Source organism: Anaerospora hongkongensis (genome assembly GCF_004339805.1).
Taxonomy (GTDB): domain Bacteria; phylum Bacillota; class Negativicutes; order Sporomusales; family DSM-15969; genus Anaerospora; species Anaerospora hongkongensis.
In genome coordinates, this window is sequence record NZ_SLUI01000008.1 from 101,349 (window position 1) to 119,507 (window position 18,159).

The following is an 18,159-nucleotide window of genomic DNA, read 5'->3' on the forward strand; positions in this document are numbered from 1 at the left end:
GCGCTACACTACTTCCATGGGTGTTATCCGCCGCTCGTCATCGGCAATCAACAATTCCTGTCTGTCAATAAACGCACTATCCTTTTTGACAGGCAGTCCATACGTGTCAACCAGAACTGCAAGTACTTCGCCCGGCTTAACGCTGCCGGTAGGAGTCATCCGTATGCATAAACGGATTTCAAGTTCTGCCCCTTTCATCACCGCTGTCGCTTCACAGTCCATATATTGCTTAACATCGATTTCGCGCCGTCCTTTTGGTGATTCTCGTACATAGATCGTACTTTGTGCTGAATTAAAAGCGTCTAGTGCAGCTTGAATAGCGGCATTATCAGCTCCATCTACGAGCGGAACAGTCAGACTGAAAACCGACAGGTTAACAGCAGCCATTAATGCCGGTGTTCTGTCAGCAATATATTTCAATCGCCTAAGAACGATCCCTTCCGGCAGTTGCTCCTCCAGCCGTGCTTTAATCACTTGTGGTTCCAGCGTCTCGGACAAATCCATATCCATATATTCAACCCGGCTTGCCACACCTACACTTAAAGCCGAAGCATAGGCAACCTTCATATGGGGGTTGAAGCCTTCCGAATAGGCAACAGGCAGCTTGGAGCGCCGCACGGCGCGCTCAATCGTACGGGCATAGTCCAAATGCGATAAGAAGCGAATCTCATCACCTTTGCTGATTTCCAGCCTTACTTTTGCCATTATGCTCTCGCCTCCCAATCAATTACTGCCACGCCTAAATCAGGACACACCCCGCAGGTTCCACACACATCCCGGCGACAGTCAATTGTAGCATCCTGGGCCACTGCCCGGTCATATTCCTGCAGCAAATATTCTTTATGTACCGCAGATTCCAGATGATCCCACGGCAGCAGTTCATCATTGGACCTCTCCCGGTTAGCATAAAATGCCGGGTCCAGTCCGACGTCTGCAAAAGCCTGCATCCATACATCATAACGGAAATGTTCGGTCCAGCCGTCATATTTGGCACCGTTACGCCAGGCGGCAAGAATAACCTGACTAAGCCTGCGGTCGCCTCTGGCAAATACGCCTTCCAAAAAGCTTGTCCGTGCATCATGATAGTTATAAGAAATGTTGCGGTCCCGAATGAGCGACCGTAAGTATTGCTGTTTGCGTTCGATTTCAGCAACCGTATTTTGACCAAACCACTGAAAAGCCGTATGAGATTTTGGTACAAAGGATGAAACGCCGATGGTCACTTTAGCACCGCGTTTTCCCTTTACCTCCCGGTACAAGTCCAAGACTTTATATGCCAAATCGGCAATTCCCTTAATATCTTCATCTGTCTCGGTCGGCAAACCAATCATGAAATACAGTTTGACGGAAGACCAGCCTGCTTGAAAAGCAGAGCTTACCGCATCTTCAAAGTTCTTCTCAGTTACGCCTTTATTAATTACATCACGGAGCCGTTGGCTGCCGGCTTCAGGAGCGAACGTAAGCCCGCTTTTTCTTACCTGCTGCACTTCCTGGGCTAATTGAATCGAAAAGCTGTCAATGCGTAAGGACGGCAGTGATACACTGACACCTTGATCTTTAAACTGTTCAATCAGCTTTGTCACCAATTCATGCAGACAGGAGTAATCCGCCGAACTGAGTGAGGTTAAGGATATCTCACTATAGCCAGTATTGTCGATAATTTGCTGCGCCTGCTTCAACAACGTTTCCGGTTTCCGTTCCCGCACAGGGCGATACAGCATGCCGGCTTGACAGAACCGGCAGCCGCGGGTACACCCACGAAACAGCTCAATTACGGCCCGGTCATGAACAACGTCCAGATATGGCATAACCGGCTTCGTCGGATAATCAACCGTTTCTAGATCTTTGACAATCCGTTTTACGATTTTCGCTTTTGCTTCCGGACGATTGGGTGCTATTTTTTCCAGTGTTCCGTCCTGATGATAAGAAACATCATAAAACGCCGGTACATATATTCCTTCAAACTGAGCTATCTTTCTCAGCAAACCCTGGCGTCCTTCTGGTTTGCCGGCTTTTTTCCACGCTGCCACACATTCGGCAATTTCCTCTATGGCTTCTTCCGATTCGCCAAGCGAGAAGAAGTCGATAAAGTCAGCAATCGGTTCGCCATTATACGAGCAGGGACCGCCAACGATGATAAACGGATGCTCGTCAGTTCTTTCTGCCGACAATAATGGTATGCCTGCCAAATCAAGCATATTGATTATATTGGTATAGCTCAGCTCATATTGCAGCGTAAAGCCGACTACATCGAACTCCTTGACCGGACGAAAGCTCTCCAGCGTATGCAGGGGAATATCAGCGGCCCGCATTTCCGCTTCCATATCAACCCAGGGTGCAAATACGCGCTCTGCTGCCGTGTCAGGACGGCGATTCAAAATATGATACAGAATTTTCAAGCCCAGATGAGACATCCCGACCTCATAAACATCAGGAAAAGCCAGGGCGAAAGTAACATCTACCGTCTCATGGTCTTTTTTTATACTGTTCCATTCGTGTCCGGTATAGCGGGAAGGCTTGGACACCCGGTTCAAAATAGCAGGATCAAGTTGTATCATTACGTACCTCCATATGCAATCACTATAAAATAGTATTACCAAGAATTAGCATATTAAAATGCAAAGTGTTACGACAAAAAACATCATAAGCTTTATGAATGTTCTATGATAAAAGAAAAAATCCTGCCCCTTGAGCAGGATTACTGCAAAATATCAAATAGCGTAGCCGAAATTCCTTTCTTTGTCAATACTTCCCATAATTCGGTTTCGGTAACCTGCCCCTGTACTGCCAGGCTTTCATCTACCACAATAACAAGATAATATTGCTCAGGCTGAAAGTGCTTCATTACTTCTTTGATTGGCATGGAGCCTACGGCAGTGAAATGAGCCGTAGACATGATCCCCTTAGCGGTGAGCAACTCTTTTTTGTGTGCTAATACACGCATGGTTCGAAAGCCGGCAATCTGTGTCTCTGCTCTGGCCGAGGCAAAAAGAAAAATACCTGCTGCAATAAACGTTACATTAACTGTGCCGCTTAAGCCAAAGTCTGCAAGGGAATAACCCAGTAAGCCCAGGCTGATTCCTTTGCTGACAGTAACCACAATTTGCGTAGCCCTGCCATAATCCAAAACCCGGCACAGCCACGCCCGGAAGATTCGCCCGCCGTCCAAAGGGAGCGCCGGTAAAAGGTTAAAGCAAGCCAGCATAATATTCACTTGCAGAAAAAAAGCCCACTCTTCATGGCGATAAGCAAACTTAGTCATCATCAGGTGGGTGAACGCAGCTAATACCAGACTGCACAGTGGTCCGGCAGCAGCAATGAGCATGTCTTGGACCGGAGCAGCTTCATTCAGGCGATCAATACGCGCTACTCCGCCAAAAGGCAGCAATTCAATCTCTCGTACCTTAAATCCCAGCAGATGAGCTGTCCCCGCATGCGCAAGCTCATGGCAAATAATCGCTCCAAAAACGATCAACACCTTGCCAAGCATTCCTGCCAATGCAAACAAACCCAAAAGCACTAAAAACCAGTTATTTAATATAATTTGGGTTCCTGCCACCTTTCCGGTGTGCAAACCTTCACTTCCCTTCTTTGTTAGATGAATTAGCCGGAAAATCTCCTTTCAGCCGTGTCATCGGATCAACAGGCTTCCCTTTTTCCCTTAATTCAAAATATAAGATGGGCCCAGTTGTCATACCGGTTTTACCTGATTTAGCTACGACCTGTCCCTGGCTGACCATATCGCCGGCATTCACCAGAACTTCTCCCAAATGTCCATAAAGTGTCTCAATTTCCTGTCCATGTTCAATGATCAGGGTCTTGCCGAATTGGGCACTTTCTGTTATTGTTTTGACTTTACCGGAAGATGCCGCCTTTACATTCGTACCTGGGAGTGCCTCAAAATTAATGCCTTCATGCATCATTTCCTGTTTTAATACCGGATGCGTCCACCAGCCAAAGGGAGCAAGTATTTTGCCTTCAACAGGTTTAGACATATACAGCAGCGGATCGGCAGGTTTGGAAACCGTAGTTTGCACCCGTTTCAGCACCATTGTATTAAAGCCTTGCGGCGCATAAGGTGCCAGCCGTTCCGCTATATAACCAAAATCGGTCTCAACAGACAGAACATAACGAATGCCGCCTGTTACTGTTTTGCCGATTGCCGTATCGGAAATCTGGGCAATATAGCCAACCGTAAAAATAAGTGCTGCAACCACAAGCTTTTTCAGCCAGGTATAATCCGGTTCTTCGTCATATTGCCAGTGATAATCCCGGGCTGACTCACCCCACCGGGTATCTTTTTTCCATTTATTTAACAGCTTTGCCATTATTCATCCCCCCACATGCAATGGTCGCCCTTTAGTGAAAAATATATGATCAATACCCGTAAATAGACCAAAAAAGTGCACAAGCATAGCTTGTGCACTTTAAGAAGGTAACGATTAAAACATAATTTTTTGGCGCCGCATATAAATATTAAGCAGGATTCCAATGCTGACCAGGTTAGTTGTAAGAGCACTGACGCCATAACTCATCAGTGGCAGCGGAATTCCGGTGACAGGCATAATACCGGCTGTCATGCCGACATTAACCAAAACGTGGAATGTCAGCATAGATGTAATCCCGGTAGCCAGCAGTGTCCCGAAATTATCCTTGGCGGAGGCAGCAATTTTGACGCCGCGATACAGTAAGATCAAGTAGAGTATGAGAATAATCGCCGATCCGATAAATCCCAATTCCTCCCCAATAACAGCAAAAATAAAATCTGTATGGTTCTCCGGCAAAAAATTTAATTGACTCTGCGTACCGCCAAATAAGCCTTTACCGAACAGCATCCCCGAACCAATGGCAATTTTTGACTGGATAATATGATAGCCTGATCCGAGTGGGTCGACGTTAGGATCAATAAAGACCGTCAGCCGCTGCTTCTGGTAATCTTTTAAGAAATGCCAAAAGATTGGCATGATAGCCAGTCCTGCCCCAAAAATCATCATAAGGTGCCGGATGCTGATGCCGGCAATGAAAATCATCCCAAACAGTATAGCCAGAAACACAAGCGAGGTTCCTAAATCTGGCTGTTTAAGCACAAGCAGAAAAGGAATACCTACATAAATAAATACAGGTATTATCTCGCGAAATGTATTTAGCTGTCCGATTCGTTTCTCCAGCATACTTGCCAGACAAATGATCATGATCAGCTTGGAAAACTCTGAGGGCTGCAGGCTGATTGGGCCGATTTGAATCCATCGCTGTGCACCAAGCGCCGAGGTCCCGACAAACATAACTGCCAACAGCATGGCAAGGTTTGTCCAGTACAAAAAGTTAGCATACTTCGACAATACTTTATAATCCATGTGCAGCATAATAACAATAATAATAATATTGGCAATAGCAAAAAGACCCTGCCGCTGAACATACCAATATCGGTCTTCACTCGGATTGTTAATATGGGTCGCACTACCGATGATGATAAGACTAGTTACCATGAGCAATGCCGTAACTACAATAACCACAAAATCCAAATTCTTTAATAAACGCCGGTTGAGCATGATAAACTTCTTCTCCGTCTATCTACATTATCGTATTCATTATAATCATATTTTACCGCTTAGTCCAGTTTTCTTTCAAAAGTGCTAAGGACTTTTACACCCATGACTTAAGAAGGCACAGACCTTGCGTCCGTGCCTTCTTGCTTACTCATTTATATTGATATTGCGCTTCATGCGGTTTACAGGAATATTCGCAACCAAAGCTACCGAAGAATTGGAACTGGTCAAATTGACCTCCATATCCTTCTCATTAATGTCCATATAATTTGAAATCACTTTGATCATATCATCTTTCAAGACTTCCATAAACTGCGGCGAGACATTGACTCGGTCATGTACCAGCACCAAACGCAGCCGTTCTTTGGCAATATCCTTTGATCCACTATTTTCTTTGGAAAATAACCGATTAATCAGCTCAAACATTTCGTACGCTCGCCTCCTCAAAAGCCAAATATTTTTTTCAGTTTGTGCAGCAGTCCAGCTTCTGCCTGCATTTCCATCAGTGGCACATTTTCACCCGCCAGGCGGCGGACAATATTCTTATATGCAGTGCTGGCCAAAGCGGTGGGATTCACTACCGCCGGTTCACCCCGGTTAGTTGATACAACAATATATTCATCTTCCGGAATAATTCCCAGTAAATCAATTGCCAGTATTTCGATGATATCGTCAATATTCATCATATCGCCTTTTTTCACCATATGAGGGCGAATACGATTTACAATCAGCTTAGGATTGCTTTTCCCCTCTGATTCCAGCAATCCAATAATGCGGTCAGCATCACGAACGGCAGATACTTCCGGCGTTGTCACAATAATTGCTTTGTCAGCTCCGGCAATTGCATTTTTAAACCCTTGTTCAATACCAGCCGGACAATCAATCAGCACATAATCAAACTCTTGCGCTAAATCCAGGCAAAGCTGCTTCATTTGTTCCGGATTAACCGCATTTTTATCCCGCGTTTGCGCAGCAGGCAGCAGATACAGCGTTTCGTAGCGCTTGTCCCTGATCAAGGCCTGTCTTAAGCGGCAATTGCCTTCGGTAACGTCAACCAAATCATAAACGATTCGGTTTTCCAACCCCATCACAACATCCAAATTCCGCAATCCGATATCAGCGTCAACTAATACTACTTTTTTGCCTTGCAGGGCAAATCCTGTGCCCAGATTAGCGGTTGTCGTTGTTTTGCCAACGCCGCCTTTGCCGGACGTAATTACAATAACTTCACCCATTATAGCTCTTCCTCCCCTAAAGTCGCCGGCTCAATAATGATAAGTTGATTATCAATGCGTGCAGTTTCCGCACAAGTCGAAACATCCGGATGGTCCGGTGCCCGGGCAATAAGGCCTGCAATCCTGAGTTGACTAGCCATCAGCCGTTTCGCTGTAATCGTAGCTTCCTGATTGCCATAGGCGCCGGCATGAGCAATTCCCCGGCAAGTGCCTAATACGGTAATATTGCCGCCCGCAATCACTTCCGCTCCAGGATTGACATCGCCATCAATAATGACAGCACCGTCATGAATCAGCTTTTGACCGCCCCGCAAAGTCCGCGGGACAATCAGTGTTTCCTGTACATGACGCTCCATATCGGCAGGTACATAAGCCGGAACTTCCAGTGCTTCGTCCTGCTCCTCATGCTCACTGCATTCTGCACACTGCAGTCCATAATGAGCTAATAATCCCGCTAACTCTTCCCGCTGCTGCCCGCTTAAAAATCCGAGGGCAGCCGGGACTTTTACCGTTGTACCGGCAGTAAAAAAGTCTGCCGCTTCATCTAATTTTGCTTTCAGCTGGTTTAGGATAAACCCAAACTCAACTGACTGATTAATAATTAATCGAATACCATCGCGGTTTCCTTTAAACATTACTGCTTCTTGCATACTTGTCTCCTAAATATTACCATAGATCATCTGTTATTTGTCAACTAAAATTCGCTATTTCTTTTAACTATTCCTGCCATCATACAAAAAAAGAGGGGTATCCCCTCTTTTTCTTACCTTAAGAACCAAATTTTACAAAGCAGTTTGCGTTTTATAGACCTTATTGGCCTCTGCTTGCGGCTGATTAATATTAAAAGCAGCTTCCAAAATCTTTTTAGCAATCGGAACGGCTGATGACGCACCATAACCACCTTGCTCAACAATAACAACTACGACAATTCGTGGATCCTCATAAGGTCCGTAAGCAACAAACCAGCCGTGGTCATCTCCGTGTGAGTTTTCGGCCGTACCTGTTTTACCGGCAATGGATACGGGAAAATCCCGAAAAGCATCCCCTGCCGTGCCGCCTTCCTGTGCTACCTCCCGGAGAGCATCCCGAATCAAATTGAGTGTCCTGCTGGATATATCAATCTTGCCAACTTCCTCAGGTGCAAAAGACTTCGAAACCGATCCGTCGGGAGCAGTAATTTTACTGACCAAATAGGGACGGTAACGATGTCCGCCATTCGCAATTTCTCCCAGCATGACTGCAACCTGCAGCGGTGTAGTCAATTGAAAGCCCTGACCAATAGCGGCATCAAACGTCTCGGATAAATACCAGTCCTCTTCATAGACTTTCTCCTTGTAGCGCCGGTTAGCTACAAGGCCATTGCTTTCTCCCGGTAAGTTAATCCCGGTATAAGTACCAAGGCCAAAAGCACGGGCATACTTCTCCAGGTTATCAATTCCCAGCCGGTTGCCCATTTCATAAAAGTAAACATTATCTGACTTAGCGAGAGCTTCGCGAAAATTAATCCAGCCCAAAGCTTCTCCGCCTGCATTTCCCTTAGGAATAATCCAGTGTGTACCAGTATCCAGAATTTTTTCTTCCGGCGTTACTTTCCCCATTTCTAATGCAGCGGTACCTGTAACAATTTTAAAAGTAGAGCCAGGCGGGTATTCACCGGAAATCACTTTATTATCCATAGGATGATAGGGATTTTCATTAATTAATTTCCAGTCTTTGGTCGAAATACCGACGGCAAATAGATTTGGATTAAAGGTAGGCCGGCTGACCATTGCCAAAATTTCACCGGTCTGGGGGTTCATCGCAACAGCAGCGGCTGCTTTGGCATTAGTAAACTCGCTCTTTGTTTGTAAGTATTTTAACTGCTCATCAATCGCTGTTTCAGCAGCTTTTTGAATGCGGTAATCAATCGTTAATGTGAGATTACTGCCCGGTACCGGTTCTTTTTTGCCTAATTCCTGCACCGGCCTGCCGGTAACGTCAACTTCGACCTGTCCGCCGCCGTCAATCCCGCGCAGTTCCTTATCATAAACCCGCTCCAGGCCAAATTTACCAATGATATCTCCCTGCTTATAGCCTTCGGGTTTGCGCTTTTCCAACTCAACATCATTGATTTCACTCACATAGCCAAAAGCATGTGCTGCCAGTTCATTGTTAACATAATTTCGTATCGGTTGTATTTCAATTGCTACCCCGGGCAGTTCACTGCGCCGTTCTTCTATTTTCGTTACAATATCCGGTCCAATATCAGTCTTAATGCGTATTGGTTCAAAGGCTCCGTTATTTTGCTGAATTTTTGTACGGATATCGGTTTCATTCATTGCCAGAATCGCCGATAATTTGCGAATTACATCATCCGGAATCGGACCGCTTATCGGTACTAATGACACGGTAAATCCGGGACGGTTTGATACCAGCGCCACTCCATTGCGGTCATAAAAAACCCCTCGCGGGGCCATAATAGGAATTAGACGAATGCGGTTGCCGTCTGCCAACCTTTCATAATACTTACCTTGTACCACTTGCAAATAGCCTAACCGGCTAACAAGCGCGACAAAAACAATAAAAACGATAAGACCGAGCACATCGAATCGTTGATTCACCCGTTTTGCCAGCATGACAACAACCTACTCTCTCAATGATTAAAAACAAGGGTAAGAGCAACCGCACGGTTGCTCTTACGCCATCCAATACTAAGCATAATAAGCATTAACTTTCCGTATTGCTTTAGCAAAGACTTGGTGCATAGGAATAGCCATAGCCATATTATATAAGGTTATGGGAAAAACGGTGTGCACGATCGCCGCAGCAATATCCATCTTATAGCCACTTACAACAACAAAACACGTCACTATAGCACTGTTCAAAAGGGATGCCAGCAAGAGAGCGAAGGCAGGCAGTAATATATTTTCCTTAAAAACTTTCCTCTCAGCCAGGCCGAACAAATAGCCGACAGCCATTTTTGCCAATAGGTTAAGGCCAAAAACATTGCCTGAGGCCAAATCCTGAAGAAGTCCGGCGAAAAAACCAGCCCCTATGCCAGCTTCTTTTCCATAGAGTAAACTAGCTGATACTACCACTATCAACAGTAAATCCGGGCGGATCCCCTGTATGGATAGTAATGGCATAACAACCGCTTGTACAACTAGTGTAATAACGATAAAGGCTCCCCATATGATTGCCCTCATTGCCCTGTCCCCTTAACAGCCTGTCCGGGATTTTGTTCAGGATTGACGGGTGCGGCCGGATTGGGCAGGACAGGCACAGGCTCACGGGATCGAACGATGACTTGAACTTCTTCTAGTCTATCAAAATCTACAGCAGGGTTCAAGACGGCATATTTTAACAAGCCGCCTTCTTCATTGACAATATCCGTCACTTCCCCTACCAGCAGTCCTTTTGGGTAAATTCCGCCAAAACCGGAAGTAATCACCTTATCTCCCCTGATTATATCCGCATCGCGTGACAAATTCACCATGTGCGGAGACAGCGGCTTTGCGCTGTTGCCCTCCACGATTGCCGCCACCCGGGATTCAGGGCGTTGAATAAGCGAACCAACCGCACTGCGTGGATCGAGAATGAGCTGTACTTTCGCGGTTGAGGAAAATACCTGTACCACATTTCCGGCAAGTCCCTGTGGAGTAACAACAGGCATGTCTTTCGCCAAACCATCGTTGGAACCTTTATTAATGATCATAATATTTGTCCAGGCTCCCGGATCACGGGCAATTACAGCCGCAGTTACAAAATCAAACTGAGGGGCGCTTTTTTTATAATCCAGCATTGTTCGTAAGCGCAAATTTTCTGCCATAATTTCGGTAACATTTAATTCGTTTTGTTTTAACTGATCAATTTGTTCCCGCAAAGCCTGATTATCACGATATACCACGAATAACTGTCCTGTCGAAGTGGTAACACTCTGCAAGCCATAAGTCATGCGTGCCACCAGTGCTTCTACCGGCGATAGAGCAGTTGTTACAAGCTTTTCAACAAAGGTTAGTCGATAAATATTGCGGCCCGCAAAATTCGCCAGCAAAAAGACGGTTACTACAGCCATCACCAGGATGACCGCCTTTTTGTTCAAGAATCCCACTTTACAGGCCCCTTTCTCCCAGTTTTTTCGGTGTCATAAGTACACGCTTCAATAAATCAAGTGTTTCCAGGGCTCTGCCAGTGCCAATCGCCACACAGGATAAAGCATCTTCGGCAATATGGACCGGCATGCCGGTTTCTTTATTTAAGAGTGTATCGAGGCCGCGCAGTAATGAGCCGCCTCCGGTCATCACAATACCACGGTCCATAATATCAGAAGCGAGTTCAGGCGGAGTTTTCTCAAGCGTAACTTTTACCGCCTCGATTATCCCAAAAACAGGTTCATTCAATGCCCGCTGAATTTCCGTTGCCCGAATGGTCAGCGTTTTGGGCAGACCAGTTACCAAGTCCCGGCCTCTAATATCGAGCGACTCGTCAACAACAGGCGGAATAGCAGAACCGATTGAAATTTTCACTTCTTCAGCCGTTCTTTCCCCAATCATTAAATTATAGGTGCGTTTAATGTATTGAATAATTGCTTCATCCAGTTCATCACCGCCAATGCGGATGGAACGGCTGGTAACAATGCCGCCAAGTGAAATAACCGCAACTTCCGTCGTACCGCCGCCAATATCAACAACCATGTTACCCGTTGGCTCATGAACAGGTAACCCCGCGCCAATTGCAGCGGCCATTGGCTCTTCAATCAGATAGGCTTCTCTGGCGCCAGCTTGTATAGTAGCGTCAATAACAGCTCTTTTTTCCACTTCGGTAACACCGGAAGGAACGCCTACAACCACTCTGGGTCGAATAAATGATTTTGTGTCAATTGCTTTGCGAATAAAATACTTGAGCATCGCTTGTGTTACGTCAAAATCTGCTATTACACCATCCTTCAGCGGACGAATAGCAATAATGTTACCCGGTGTGCGGCCAATCATCTGTTTAGCCTCTTCACCAACAGCCAGTACCTCCCCGGTATCGCGCTGAATCGCCACTACAGACGGTTCTCTGAGCACGATTCCCTTCCCTTTTACATGGACGAGCGTATTCGCAGTCCCGAGGTCTATTCCCATATCACGAGAAAATGATCCAAAAAAATTCACCATAAAAAAACATGACTCCTTTCATAAAAGCAGTCGACGCGGTATGATTGCTTTTCGATACTGTTATAGTATACCCTTTTCTTTTAAGCTAACATACTTGCCGTCTCCGATAATTACATGATCTAATACAGAAATATCTAATAAATGACCCGCTTCCACCAATTTTTTAGTTAAAACAATATCCTCTGTACTGGGGGTCGGGTCTCCACTGGGATGGTTATGAACAAGAATAACTGAAGCAGCACTATAATTGATCGCTTCACGAAATAATTCGCGAGGATGAACGATGCTGGCATTTAAGCACCCTACCGAAATAACCGGTGTACTTAGCACATGATTCTTTGTGGAAAGCATAATAGCAACAAATGACTCTTTGGGCTCATACCGCAGTCGCGGCATCATGAGCCAAGCCGCCTCATGAGGTGAGCGAATAATAACTTTGTCACCGGGACCCTGCATAGCCATCCGCTTGCCTAATTCAACCGCCGCGGTAATGGTAACAGCCTTAGCGGCCCCAATACCCTTTACTCTGCTGATTTCCCGCGGTGTTAATCTGCCAAGAGCAGACAGACCGTCATTCTCAAATTGTTCAAGAACACGTTCCGCCAAGCGCATAACCGATTCATTGGCCGTGCCTGTACGAATCAAAATAGCCAGTAATTCAGAATTACTAAGCGCTTGTGGTCCCTTTGCAAGCAGTTTTTCACGGGGCCTCTCATCCTCTGGAAGTTCCTTCATCATCAAGGGTTTTGCATCTGTCATAGCAAAACTACACCAACCTCTGACATAAGTCGGGCCAGCGTGACCAGAGGCAGGCCCACTATATTCGTGTAACAGCCACAAATGTTTTCAACAAGCAAAGCCCCGACGCCTTGAATTGCATAGGCGCCGGCTTTGTCTTCAGGTTCACCGGTGGCAATATATCGTTCAATTTCAGTCGCAGAAAGTGTACGGAACTGTACTGCGGTCATTGCGTAATCGGTCACAACCCGATTGCCCTGAACAACAGCCAAACCCGTTATCACCTGATGCTTCCGACCTGATAAACTGGTTAACATTCGGCAGGCATCTTCCTTATCAACCGGTTTTCCAAAAACCTGCCCGTCCAGAACGACAATAGTATCCGCACCAATAACAATATCCCCTGCATTCGCTTTTTCCGCCACAGCCAGTGCTTTGGCTTTTGCCTGCATTACAGCCAATTCGGCTGCAGGCAGATCTAGCGTGTTATCCTCACTAAAATCACTTGCCATTACTACGAAAGCACAGCCAATCTGCTCTAACAATTGTTGTCGGCGAGGCGAAGCGGATGCAAGTATGATTGCCATGTTAATTCCTCCTAAAAACGTCGAAAAAGCGCAGCTGCGGCTACCATGCCGAGTAAGCTAATTAAATTGGGATAGAGAGCAAATCCAATTACGAATTTAATCACATAAAGGTTAATGGTAACCGGAGGCAAATCAAAGATCAGAAATTGCTTTACCAGGTACGGTGTTACTCCGGCGAGCAAAGTCGAATCTGCAATAATCTCACCGATAATGCCGCCTAAAACTGCTCCGGTAATCAGAAACAGCGCCAGCATACCAAAACCTTTGTTACTACCGCCTCTCATTAGTATACCTCCATCTTCAGTTCAAACACTGGTGCTTCATCAGACTTCTACAAGAATAAACAAAAATCCTCTCCTAGCGGGGATTTTTATGCCTCAAGATTCTTATTCCAGTCAAGAAATGAGCCTGACCGCTCAAAAAATACCGCAGCACATAAGCCAGTGCCAATGCCTGTCGGCAGGGCAAACAAAGTCAGCCAGGGCAAATACCAGAAAATCCCGTTGTTTGAAACCAGCTGGGATGCAATGACTAACTGCAGACTGTTATGAACAAAAGCGCCCAATACACTGATGCCAACAATGGAAAGACAGGGGCGCCAATGATTCCAGGCGTAGTCCATCACCAGTAAGCTGCCAAGCGCCCCGGACATGCTCATCACAAAAGCAGGGCCTAAAAACACACCACCGGCAACTGAACCTAAAAGCACTCGTCCAACTGACACATATAATGCCTGCCGCCAGCCAAAGCAAACAATCGCTACCAAGGATATGACATTGGCCAGACCAAGTTTAGCGCCAGGCAAAGGAAGCGGCAGCGGCAGCCAGCTCTCAACAATATGAAGCACAGCTGCAATTCCAATCAGTAAGCCTACTTGGACCATTGACTTAGCATGCATAAGCCGGTTACCTCTCAATTCCTTTACGGCATGGATATCTCCTATCTATTGTACCTCATCCTTACGGCAGGAACAATGTGCAAAAAAAACAGCGCCCTTGAAAGAGCGCTGTTTTTTTTAAATAATACCTTCAATATGCAGCATCAATTGTGCAATAAAGGTAGCGAAAACAAATGTTCCTGTATAAACGGCCAATGCTACTACAACAATACGCCATGACATCTTCTTAAACATAGCAAGATCTTTTCCTACGGCCAGCCCGGCATAAGCGAGAATAGGAGTACACAGGGCCAGGAAATCAATTTTACCGGTAAACGCCAATATTTCCTTGGCAAAAGGTGATAACGGCGATGTGGAGAGTACGGCGATAATCGATATCCAGAATACCATAGGCAGCTTCAGCGGTACAATACGCGCCAAAGCAATCCCAATTAAGGTAATTGCCATCATAATTGCATAACCGATAACGGCGTCGAGTATTGGCATTTTATAGCCGAGTGTATTCCCTGCTATTGTCATAATGCCCATTAAAGTAAAAATCTTAATGATATCCTGCCAGCTCATTTTGCTAATTCCTCCTTTTTGGAAGTGTCTGTAGGTCTGCCCAAAATAGGAGTAAGTACCTTATATAAGTAGTTCGTAATAGGCAGCGAAATAAAGAGGCTGAAATAGATCCCTACGATGGTAGTCAACAAATTACTGGCTCCGGCATAGAGCAAGATCTCATTTGCATACTCCGGAAAAACAGCTTTTATAGCGCCGGAAGCCGCAGCCATCATACTGCCTGAACCAACACCGGCCCCCATGGCAAGAGCAAAGGGATGAAAAATTTTCAACGCTGCCAGATAACCGGCTAAAAGCCCCAGCCACACTGCCCCAAACAAGGTTCCACAAATATAAACAGACATAACCCCCCGTCCCTCAGGCGAATCCAGTCCGTATTTTTCAGCAATAATTGCAATGTTAGGTTCTCTGTCTATGGAAAAAGTAGCTCCTACAGCTTCTCTTCCCAGCCCAAGCAGGATAGCAATTGGCAAGCCCAGAATAACCGTTCCGAAGAAATGGCCAACTTCTTGCAGTGAAAGAGCTAAGCCGGATTTGATCAGCTTATCCATGGAAGGACCGATAATAACACCAAGTTTTGCCACCAACATTAATGTTACCATACTAAGTACAGCTGAAGCTTTATTCATTTCCTCCAGCTTTATCAACTTCAGGCGGGGCCAGCTGATTATTCCGCCTAAAATCATTGCATACAGCATAGGCAGGAACAGCAATACGCCAGGACCTAACGGCACCTTATGTGTTCCAATGAGCTCACAAATAACAACAATTAAGAATGCACAAATATGAATTTTCCCTGATTTTAAAACACTCATCCTCTTCCTCCTTGATCCAATAGTAAAGAAAATTTGTTCCACGGAGACAATAGTACTATGTATAAACACAACTGTCAATATCGATCAGGAAATCTTTCACAAATAAAATAATGACTGATTTTTCTTACGAAGGAACCGCTTATATTTACAGCGAACTAGTACCTTGACAGGTCTAAAACGGTAGGATAATGGCGAGGCTGTTTTCTGCAAACCAAGACGGAGGAGGGAGGCATACCGGACGTATGCTGACTGACGACAACGAAGGGGTGCGGTAAACAGACCGTCAGCATTCACTGGATTAGATCTGACGAGGTACTGGTATAGAATGATTATCGCTGATGAGGTGACACAATGAATGTAAACGAATTAAAAAAGCTTGTATGTCAGGCTATTGATAACCATGCGGAACAGATTATTGCCTATGCCCAGCAGGTAGAGCAAAATCCGGAACTAGGCTTTAAAGAAGTTCAAACAGCGCGCCAAACTGCTGACTTCCTTACGTCGCTTGGCTATTCCTGCCGGGAAGAAATTGCGCTTACCGGCCTTAAAACCAGTCTTAAATCAACTGCAGCCGGCCCGAATATCGCTATTTTAGGTGAGCTCGATGCTGTTATTTGCCCCGATAGTGCAAAAGCAAACCCGCTTACCGGCGCGGCTCATACCTGCGGGCATCACGTCCAGCTTGGTGTAATGGCCGGTACGGCCTTAGGCTTGAAGCTGGCAGGTATAGCCGACGAGCTTCACGGCAATGTTACGTTCATGGCCGTTCCCGCCGAAGAGTTTATTGAGATCGCTTACCGTTCAAAATTGCGGGCTGAAGGTAAAATTCACTTCCTTGGCGGCAAACAGGAATTGATTTATCGCGGTGAATTTGATGACATTGATATAGCCATGATGGTTCATTCCGCCAAAAATGCCCCTCAGGCCAGTATCTCTATTGGCGAATCCAGTAATGGCTTTATTGGAAAAACCATTCAATACCTTGGCAAAGAGGCTCATGCAGCGGAGGCCCCGCAGCAGGGAATCAATGCCCTAAACGCTGCGATGCTGGGTTTAATGGGTATTCATGCCCTGCGGGAAACATTTTATGATCAGGATATCGTGCGGGTCCATCCGATTATTACGAAAGGCGGCGACCTGGTTAATAGTGTGCCTGCAGATGTGCGGCTGGAAACATACGTCCGGGCTAAAACGATGGCAGCCATTGATGCCACACATCATAAGGTAGACCGAGCCTTAAAAGCCGGCGGCGATGCCATTGGTGCGCAAACAATTATTCATACATTACCCGGCTATCTGCCGCTTCATTGCCCCCAAGCTTTAAATGATCTTTTCTCGGACAACGCCCGCCAGTTTATGCCTGACGAACAAATTATTCAGGTAGGACATTTTGGCGGCTCCACCGATATGGGTGATGTTTCCCACTTGATGCCGACAATTCATCCCTATGTGGGCGGGGCAACCGGCTCTCTGCATGTGCGTGATTTTTCGGTTGTCGATTATGATGCAGCCTGCATAATCCCTGCCAAAATTATGGCAATGACAGTAATTGACCTGCTTAGCGGCCAGGCCGAACAAGCGCAAACTATCTTGAAAGACTTTACCCCCTTATTAACCAAAGAAGAGTATATTCAACTGCTCAACAGCTATTACTTATAAACGAGACAGAGAAAAAGGAGACTCAGGCGTAGTGCCTGAGTCTCCTTTTTCTCTGCTAACTCTGTTGCTGCCGCCTAACCGGCTACCCCGGTCTGTCGGCACGACACACACACAGCTTCAACACTGGCCTGACTTTCTGTGCCAGGCACCAGTCCTAAAACTGCAGGTCTAATTGCTTTGGTCGGACATTTCGTTAAACAGCTGGCATCGGTGCATACTTGACGACAAATTTCAGGATTGACAACAGCCAGATTACTCTCCATTGTTATAGCCCCATGCGGACATTGGCGCATGCATAACGAGCAGGCTATACAGGCAGCCGTACATACCTTGCGGGCCACCGCTCCTTTGTCTTTGGAGTTGCAGTTAATGCGGACACTAGCCGTAAGCGGCATCATTGCAATAACCTGCTTAGGACATACAGTCTCACATTTACCACAGCCGGTGCATTTTGCCGGGTTAATAACCGGCAGCCCCTCTGCACTCATCGTCATGGCGTCAAAAGGGCAATTACGTACGCAGGTACCCAATCCCAGACAGCCATACTTACAGCTTTTCTGCCCGCCAAACAGTAAACTCGCTGCCACACAATCACTGATTCCTTCATATTGGTAAGCTTTGACTGCCCGGCCCTCACTTCCGGCACACTTTACCTGCGCAATCCGCGGCTCTATATCAGCCGCCGCTTTGCCGGTCAGTTCCGCCACCGCTTTGGCAATAGGTTCTTTGCCGGGTATGCATAAGTTCGGTGACACATCGGGATTTAACACAACAGCTTCGGCATATGCCTGACAGCCCGCATACCCGCAGGCACCGCACTGCCCTTTGGGAAGAACGTCTTCGACAATGTGGATCAACGGATTAATTTCAATAGCGAATTTGCGGTTTGCATAGGCTAATACAAAGCCAAAAACTAATCCTAATGTTGTTAATACAACTAAAATCATCATAGAAGTACTCATTTTTCTCCTCCTCTGCC

General features: G+C 46.1%; 20 protein-coding genes. 1 reads left to right on the plus strand and 19 read right to left on the minus strand.

The window, feature by feature from the left end; translation table 11 throughout:
- Nucleotides 1–3: 3 nt before the first annotated feature.
- From EV210_RS12965 to EV210_RS13050, 18 genes are all read right to left on the minus strand, one after another.
- Nucleotides 4–705, minus strand: a complete 702-nt coding sequence (locus EV210_RS12965) for a TIGR03936 family radical SAM-associated protein (RefSeq protein ID WP_132081169.1) — start codon at nt 703–705, stop codon at nt 4–6.
- Entirely contained in the window at nt 705–2,558 is a 1,854-nt protein-coding gene (locus EV210_RS12970) for a TIGR03960 family B12-binding radical SAM protein (RefSeq protein ID WP_132081172.1), read from the minus strand. Before EV210_RS12970 ends, EV210_RS12965 begins: the two co-directional genes overlap by 1 nt.
- Before the next feature lie 140 nt (nt 2,559–2,698).
- The gene (locus EV210_RS12975; protein WP_132081174.1) at nt 2,699–3,574 is read right to left on the minus strand and encodes a site-2 protease family protein; all 876 of its coding nucleotides are present in this window, start codon (nt 3,572–3,574) and stop codon (nt 2,699–2,701) included.
- A 4-nt stretch (nt 3,575–3,578) separates the two neighbouring features.
- Nucleotides 3,579–4,328 (minus strand): M23 family metallopeptidase, encoded by a 750-nt coding sequence (locus EV210_RS12980; RefSeq protein WP_132081177.1) that lies wholly within the window; start codon nt 4,326–4,328, stop codon nt 3,579–3,581.
- 114 nt (nt 4,329–4,442) lie between these two features.
- Nucleotides 4,443–5,549 (minus strand): rod shape-determining protein RodA, encoded by a 1,107-nt coding sequence (rodA, locus tag EV210_RS12985; RefSeq protein WP_132081180.1) that lies wholly within the window; start codon nt 5,547–5,549, stop codon nt 4,443–4,445.
- Nucleotides 5,550–5,693: 144 nt separating this feature from the next.
- Nucleotides 5,694–5,972 carry a cell division topological specificity factor MinE gene (gene minE / locus EV210_RS12990; RefSeq protein ID WP_132081182.1) on the minus strand — a complete coding sequence of 93 codons (279 nt, stop codon included), beginning with the start codon at nt 5,970–5,972 and terminating at the stop codon, nt 5,694–5,696.
- 17 nt (nt 5,973–5,989) lie between these two features.
- On the minus strand, nt 5,990–6,781 hold the full coding sequence (gene minD, locus EV210_RS12995) for a septum site-determining protein MinD (protein WP_132081185.1): 792 nt from the start codon (nt 6,779–6,781) through the stop codon (nt 5,990–5,992).
- Nucleotides 6,781–7,431, minus strand: coding sequence for a septum site-determining protein MinC (gene minC / locus EV210_RS13000; RefSeq protein WP_132081189.1), 651 nt, complete (start codon nt 7,429–7,431; stop codon nt 6,781–6,783). The genes minD and minC overlap by 1 nt, the downstream gene beginning before the upstream one ends.
- 132 nt (nt 7,432–7,563) lie before the next feature.
- Nucleotides 7,564–9,396 (minus strand): penicillin-binding protein 2, encoded by a 1,833-nt coding sequence (gene mrdA / locus EV210_RS13005; protein ID WP_132081192.1) that lies wholly within the window; start codon nt 9,394–9,396, stop codon nt 7,564–7,566.
- A 75-nt stretch (nt 9,397–9,471) separates the two neighbouring features.
- Complete coding sequence (mreD, locus tag EV210_RS13010; RefSeq protein ID WP_132081194.1) at nt 9,472–9,966, minus strand: rod shape-determining protein MreD; 495 nt, start codon at nt 9,964–9,966, stop codon at nt 9,472–9,474.
- Nucleotides 9,963–10,871, minus strand: a complete 909-nt coding sequence (gene mreC / locus EV210_RS13015) for a rod shape-determining protein MreC (RefSeq protein ID WP_132081197.1) — start codon at nt 10,869–10,871, stop codon at nt 9,963–9,965. Before mreC ends, mreD begins: the two co-directional genes overlap by 4 nt.
- A 1-nt stretch (nt 10,872) precedes the next feature.
- Nucleotides 10,873–11,919 (minus strand): rod shape-determining protein, encoded by a 1,047-nt coding sequence (locus EV210_RS13020; protein ID WP_132081199.1) that lies wholly within the window; start codon nt 11,917–11,919, stop codon nt 10,873–10,875.
- A 60-nt stretch (nt 11,920–11,979) separates the two neighbouring features.
- On the minus strand, nt 11,980–12,678 hold the full coding sequence (gene radC / locus EV210_RS13025) for a RadC family protein (RefSeq protein WP_132081201.1): 699 nt from the start codon (nt 12,676–12,678) through the stop codon (nt 11,980–11,982).
- The gene (locus tag EV210_RS13030; protein ID WP_132081203.1) at nt 12,675–13,244 is read right to left on the minus strand and encodes a Maf family protein; all 570 of its coding nucleotides are present in this window, start codon (nt 13,242–13,244) and stop codon (nt 12,675–12,677) included. Before EV210_RS13030 ends, radC begins: the two co-directional genes overlap by 4 nt.
- An 11-nt stretch (nt 13,245–13,255) precedes the next feature.
- The gene (locus tag EV210_RS13035) at nt 13,256–13,528 is read right to left on the minus strand and encodes a DUF4321 domain-containing protein (RefSeq protein ID WP_132081205.1); all 273 of its coding nucleotides are present in this window, start codon (nt 13,526–13,528) and stop codon (nt 13,256–13,258) included.
- Between the two features lie 86 nt (nt 13,529–13,614).
- Nucleotides 13,615–14,142, minus strand: coding sequence for a Gx transporter family protein (locus tag EV210_RS13040; RefSeq protein WP_132081207.1), 528 nt, complete (start codon nt 14,140–14,142; stop codon nt 13,615–13,617).
- A 117-nt stretch (nt 14,143–14,259) separates the two neighbouring features.
- A complete protein-coding gene (locus tag EV210_RS13045) occupies nt 14,260–14,706 on the minus strand; it encodes a hypothetical protein (protein WP_132081209.1) in 447 nt (148 codons plus the stop codon).
- Entirely contained in the window at nt 14,703–15,521 is an 819-nt protein-coding gene (locus EV210_RS13050; RefSeq protein ID WP_132081211.1) for a DUF3100 domain-containing protein, read from the minus strand. Before EV210_RS13050 ends, EV210_RS13045 begins: the two co-directional genes overlap by 4 nt.
- Nucleotides 15,522–15,872: 351 nt before the next feature.
- Here EV210_RS13050 and EV210_RS13055 point away from each other — a divergent pair, with 351 nt between their 5' ends.
- Nucleotides 15,873–17,180 carry a peptidase dimerization domain-containing protein gene (locus tag EV210_RS13055; RefSeq protein WP_132081213.1) on the plus strand — a complete coding sequence of 436 codons (1,308 nt, stop codon included), beginning with the start codon at nt 15,873–15,875 and terminating at the stop codon, nt 17,178–17,180.
- A 74-nt stretch (nt 17,181–17,254) separates the two neighbouring features.
- Here the strand turns inward: EV210_RS13055 and rnfB are convergent, their stop codons facing one another.
- Nucleotides 17,255–18,142, minus strand: coding sequence for an RnfABCDGE type electron transport complex subunit B (gene rnfB, locus EV210_RS13060; protein ID WP_132081215.1), 888 nt, complete (start codon nt 18,140–18,142; stop codon nt 17,255–17,257).
- Between the last annotated feature and the right edge of the window lie 17 nt (nt 18,143–18,159).

Excerpts from the sequence above, each read along its gene's own strand:
- EV210_RS12965 (WP_132081169.1), bottom strand. The coding sequence starts at position 705 with ATGGCAAAAGTAAGGCTGGAAATCAGCAAAGGTGATGAGATTCGCTTC.
- EV210_RS12970 (WP_132081172.1), bottom strand. The coding sequence starts at position 2,558 with ATGATACAACTTGATCCTGCTATTTTGAACCGGGTGTCCAAGCCTTCC.
- EV210_RS12980 (WP_132081177.1), bottom strand. The coding sequence starts at position 4,328 with ATGGCAAAGCTGTTAAATAAATGGAAAAAAGATACCCGGTGGGGTGAG.
- rodA (WP_132081180.1), bottom strand. The coding sequence starts at position 5,549 with ATGCTCAACCGGCGTTTATTAAAGAATTTGGATTTTGTGGTTATTGTA.
- minE (WP_132081182.1), bottom strand. The coding sequence starts at position 5,972 with ATGTTTGAGCTGATTAATCGGTTATTTTCCAAAGAAAATAGTGGATCA.
- minD (WP_132081185.1), bottom strand. The coding sequence starts at position 6,781 with ATGGGTGAAGTTATTGTAATTACGTCCGGCAAAGGCGGCGTTGGCAAA.
- minC (WP_132081189.1), bottom strand. The coding sequence starts at position 7,431 with ATGCAAGAAGCAGTAATGTTTAAAGGAAACCGCGATGGTATTCGATTA.
- mrdA (WP_132081192.1), bottom strand. The coding sequence starts at position 9,396 with ATGCTGGCAAAACGGGTGAATCAACGATTCGATGTGCTCGGTCTTATC.
- mreD (WP_132081194.1), bottom strand. The coding sequence starts at position 9,966 with ATGAGGGCAATCATATGGGGAGCCTTTATCGTTATTACACTAGTTGTA.
- EV210_RS13020 (WP_132081199.1), bottom strand. The coding sequence starts at position 11,919 with ATGGTGAATTTTTTTGGATCATTTTCTCGTGATATGGGAATAGACCTC.
- radC (WP_132081201.1), bottom strand. The coding sequence starts at position 12,678 with ATGACAGATGCAAAACCCTTGATGATGAAGGAACTTCCAGAGGATGAG.
- EV210_RS13030 (WP_132081203.1), bottom strand. The coding sequence starts at position 13,244 with ATGGCAATCATACTTGCATCCGCTTCGCCTCGCCGACAACAATTGTTA.
- EV210_RS13035 (WP_132081205.1), bottom strand. The coding sequence starts at position 13,528 with ATGAGAGGCGGTAGTAACAAAGGTTTTGGTATGCTGGCGCTGTTTCTG.
- EV210_RS13040 (WP_132081207.1), bottom strand. The coding sequence starts at position 14,142 with ATGCATGCTAAGTCAATGGTCCAAGTAGGCTTACTGATTGGAATTGCA.
- EV210_RS13045 (WP_132081209.1), bottom strand. The coding sequence starts at position 14,706 with ATGAGCTGGCAGGATATCATTAAGATTTTTACTTTAATGGGCATTATG.
- EV210_RS13050 (WP_132081211.1), bottom strand. The coding sequence starts at position 15,521 with ATGAGTGTTTTAAAATCAGGGAAAATTCATATTTGTGCATTCTTAATT.
- EV210_RS13055 (WP_132081213.1), top strand. The coding sequence starts at position 15,873 with ATGAATGTAAACGAATTAAAAAAGCTTGTATGTCAGGCTATTGATAAC.
- rnfB (WP_132081215.1), bottom strand. The coding sequence starts at position 18,142 with ATGAGTACTTCTATGATGATTTTAGTTGTATTAACAACATTAGGATTA.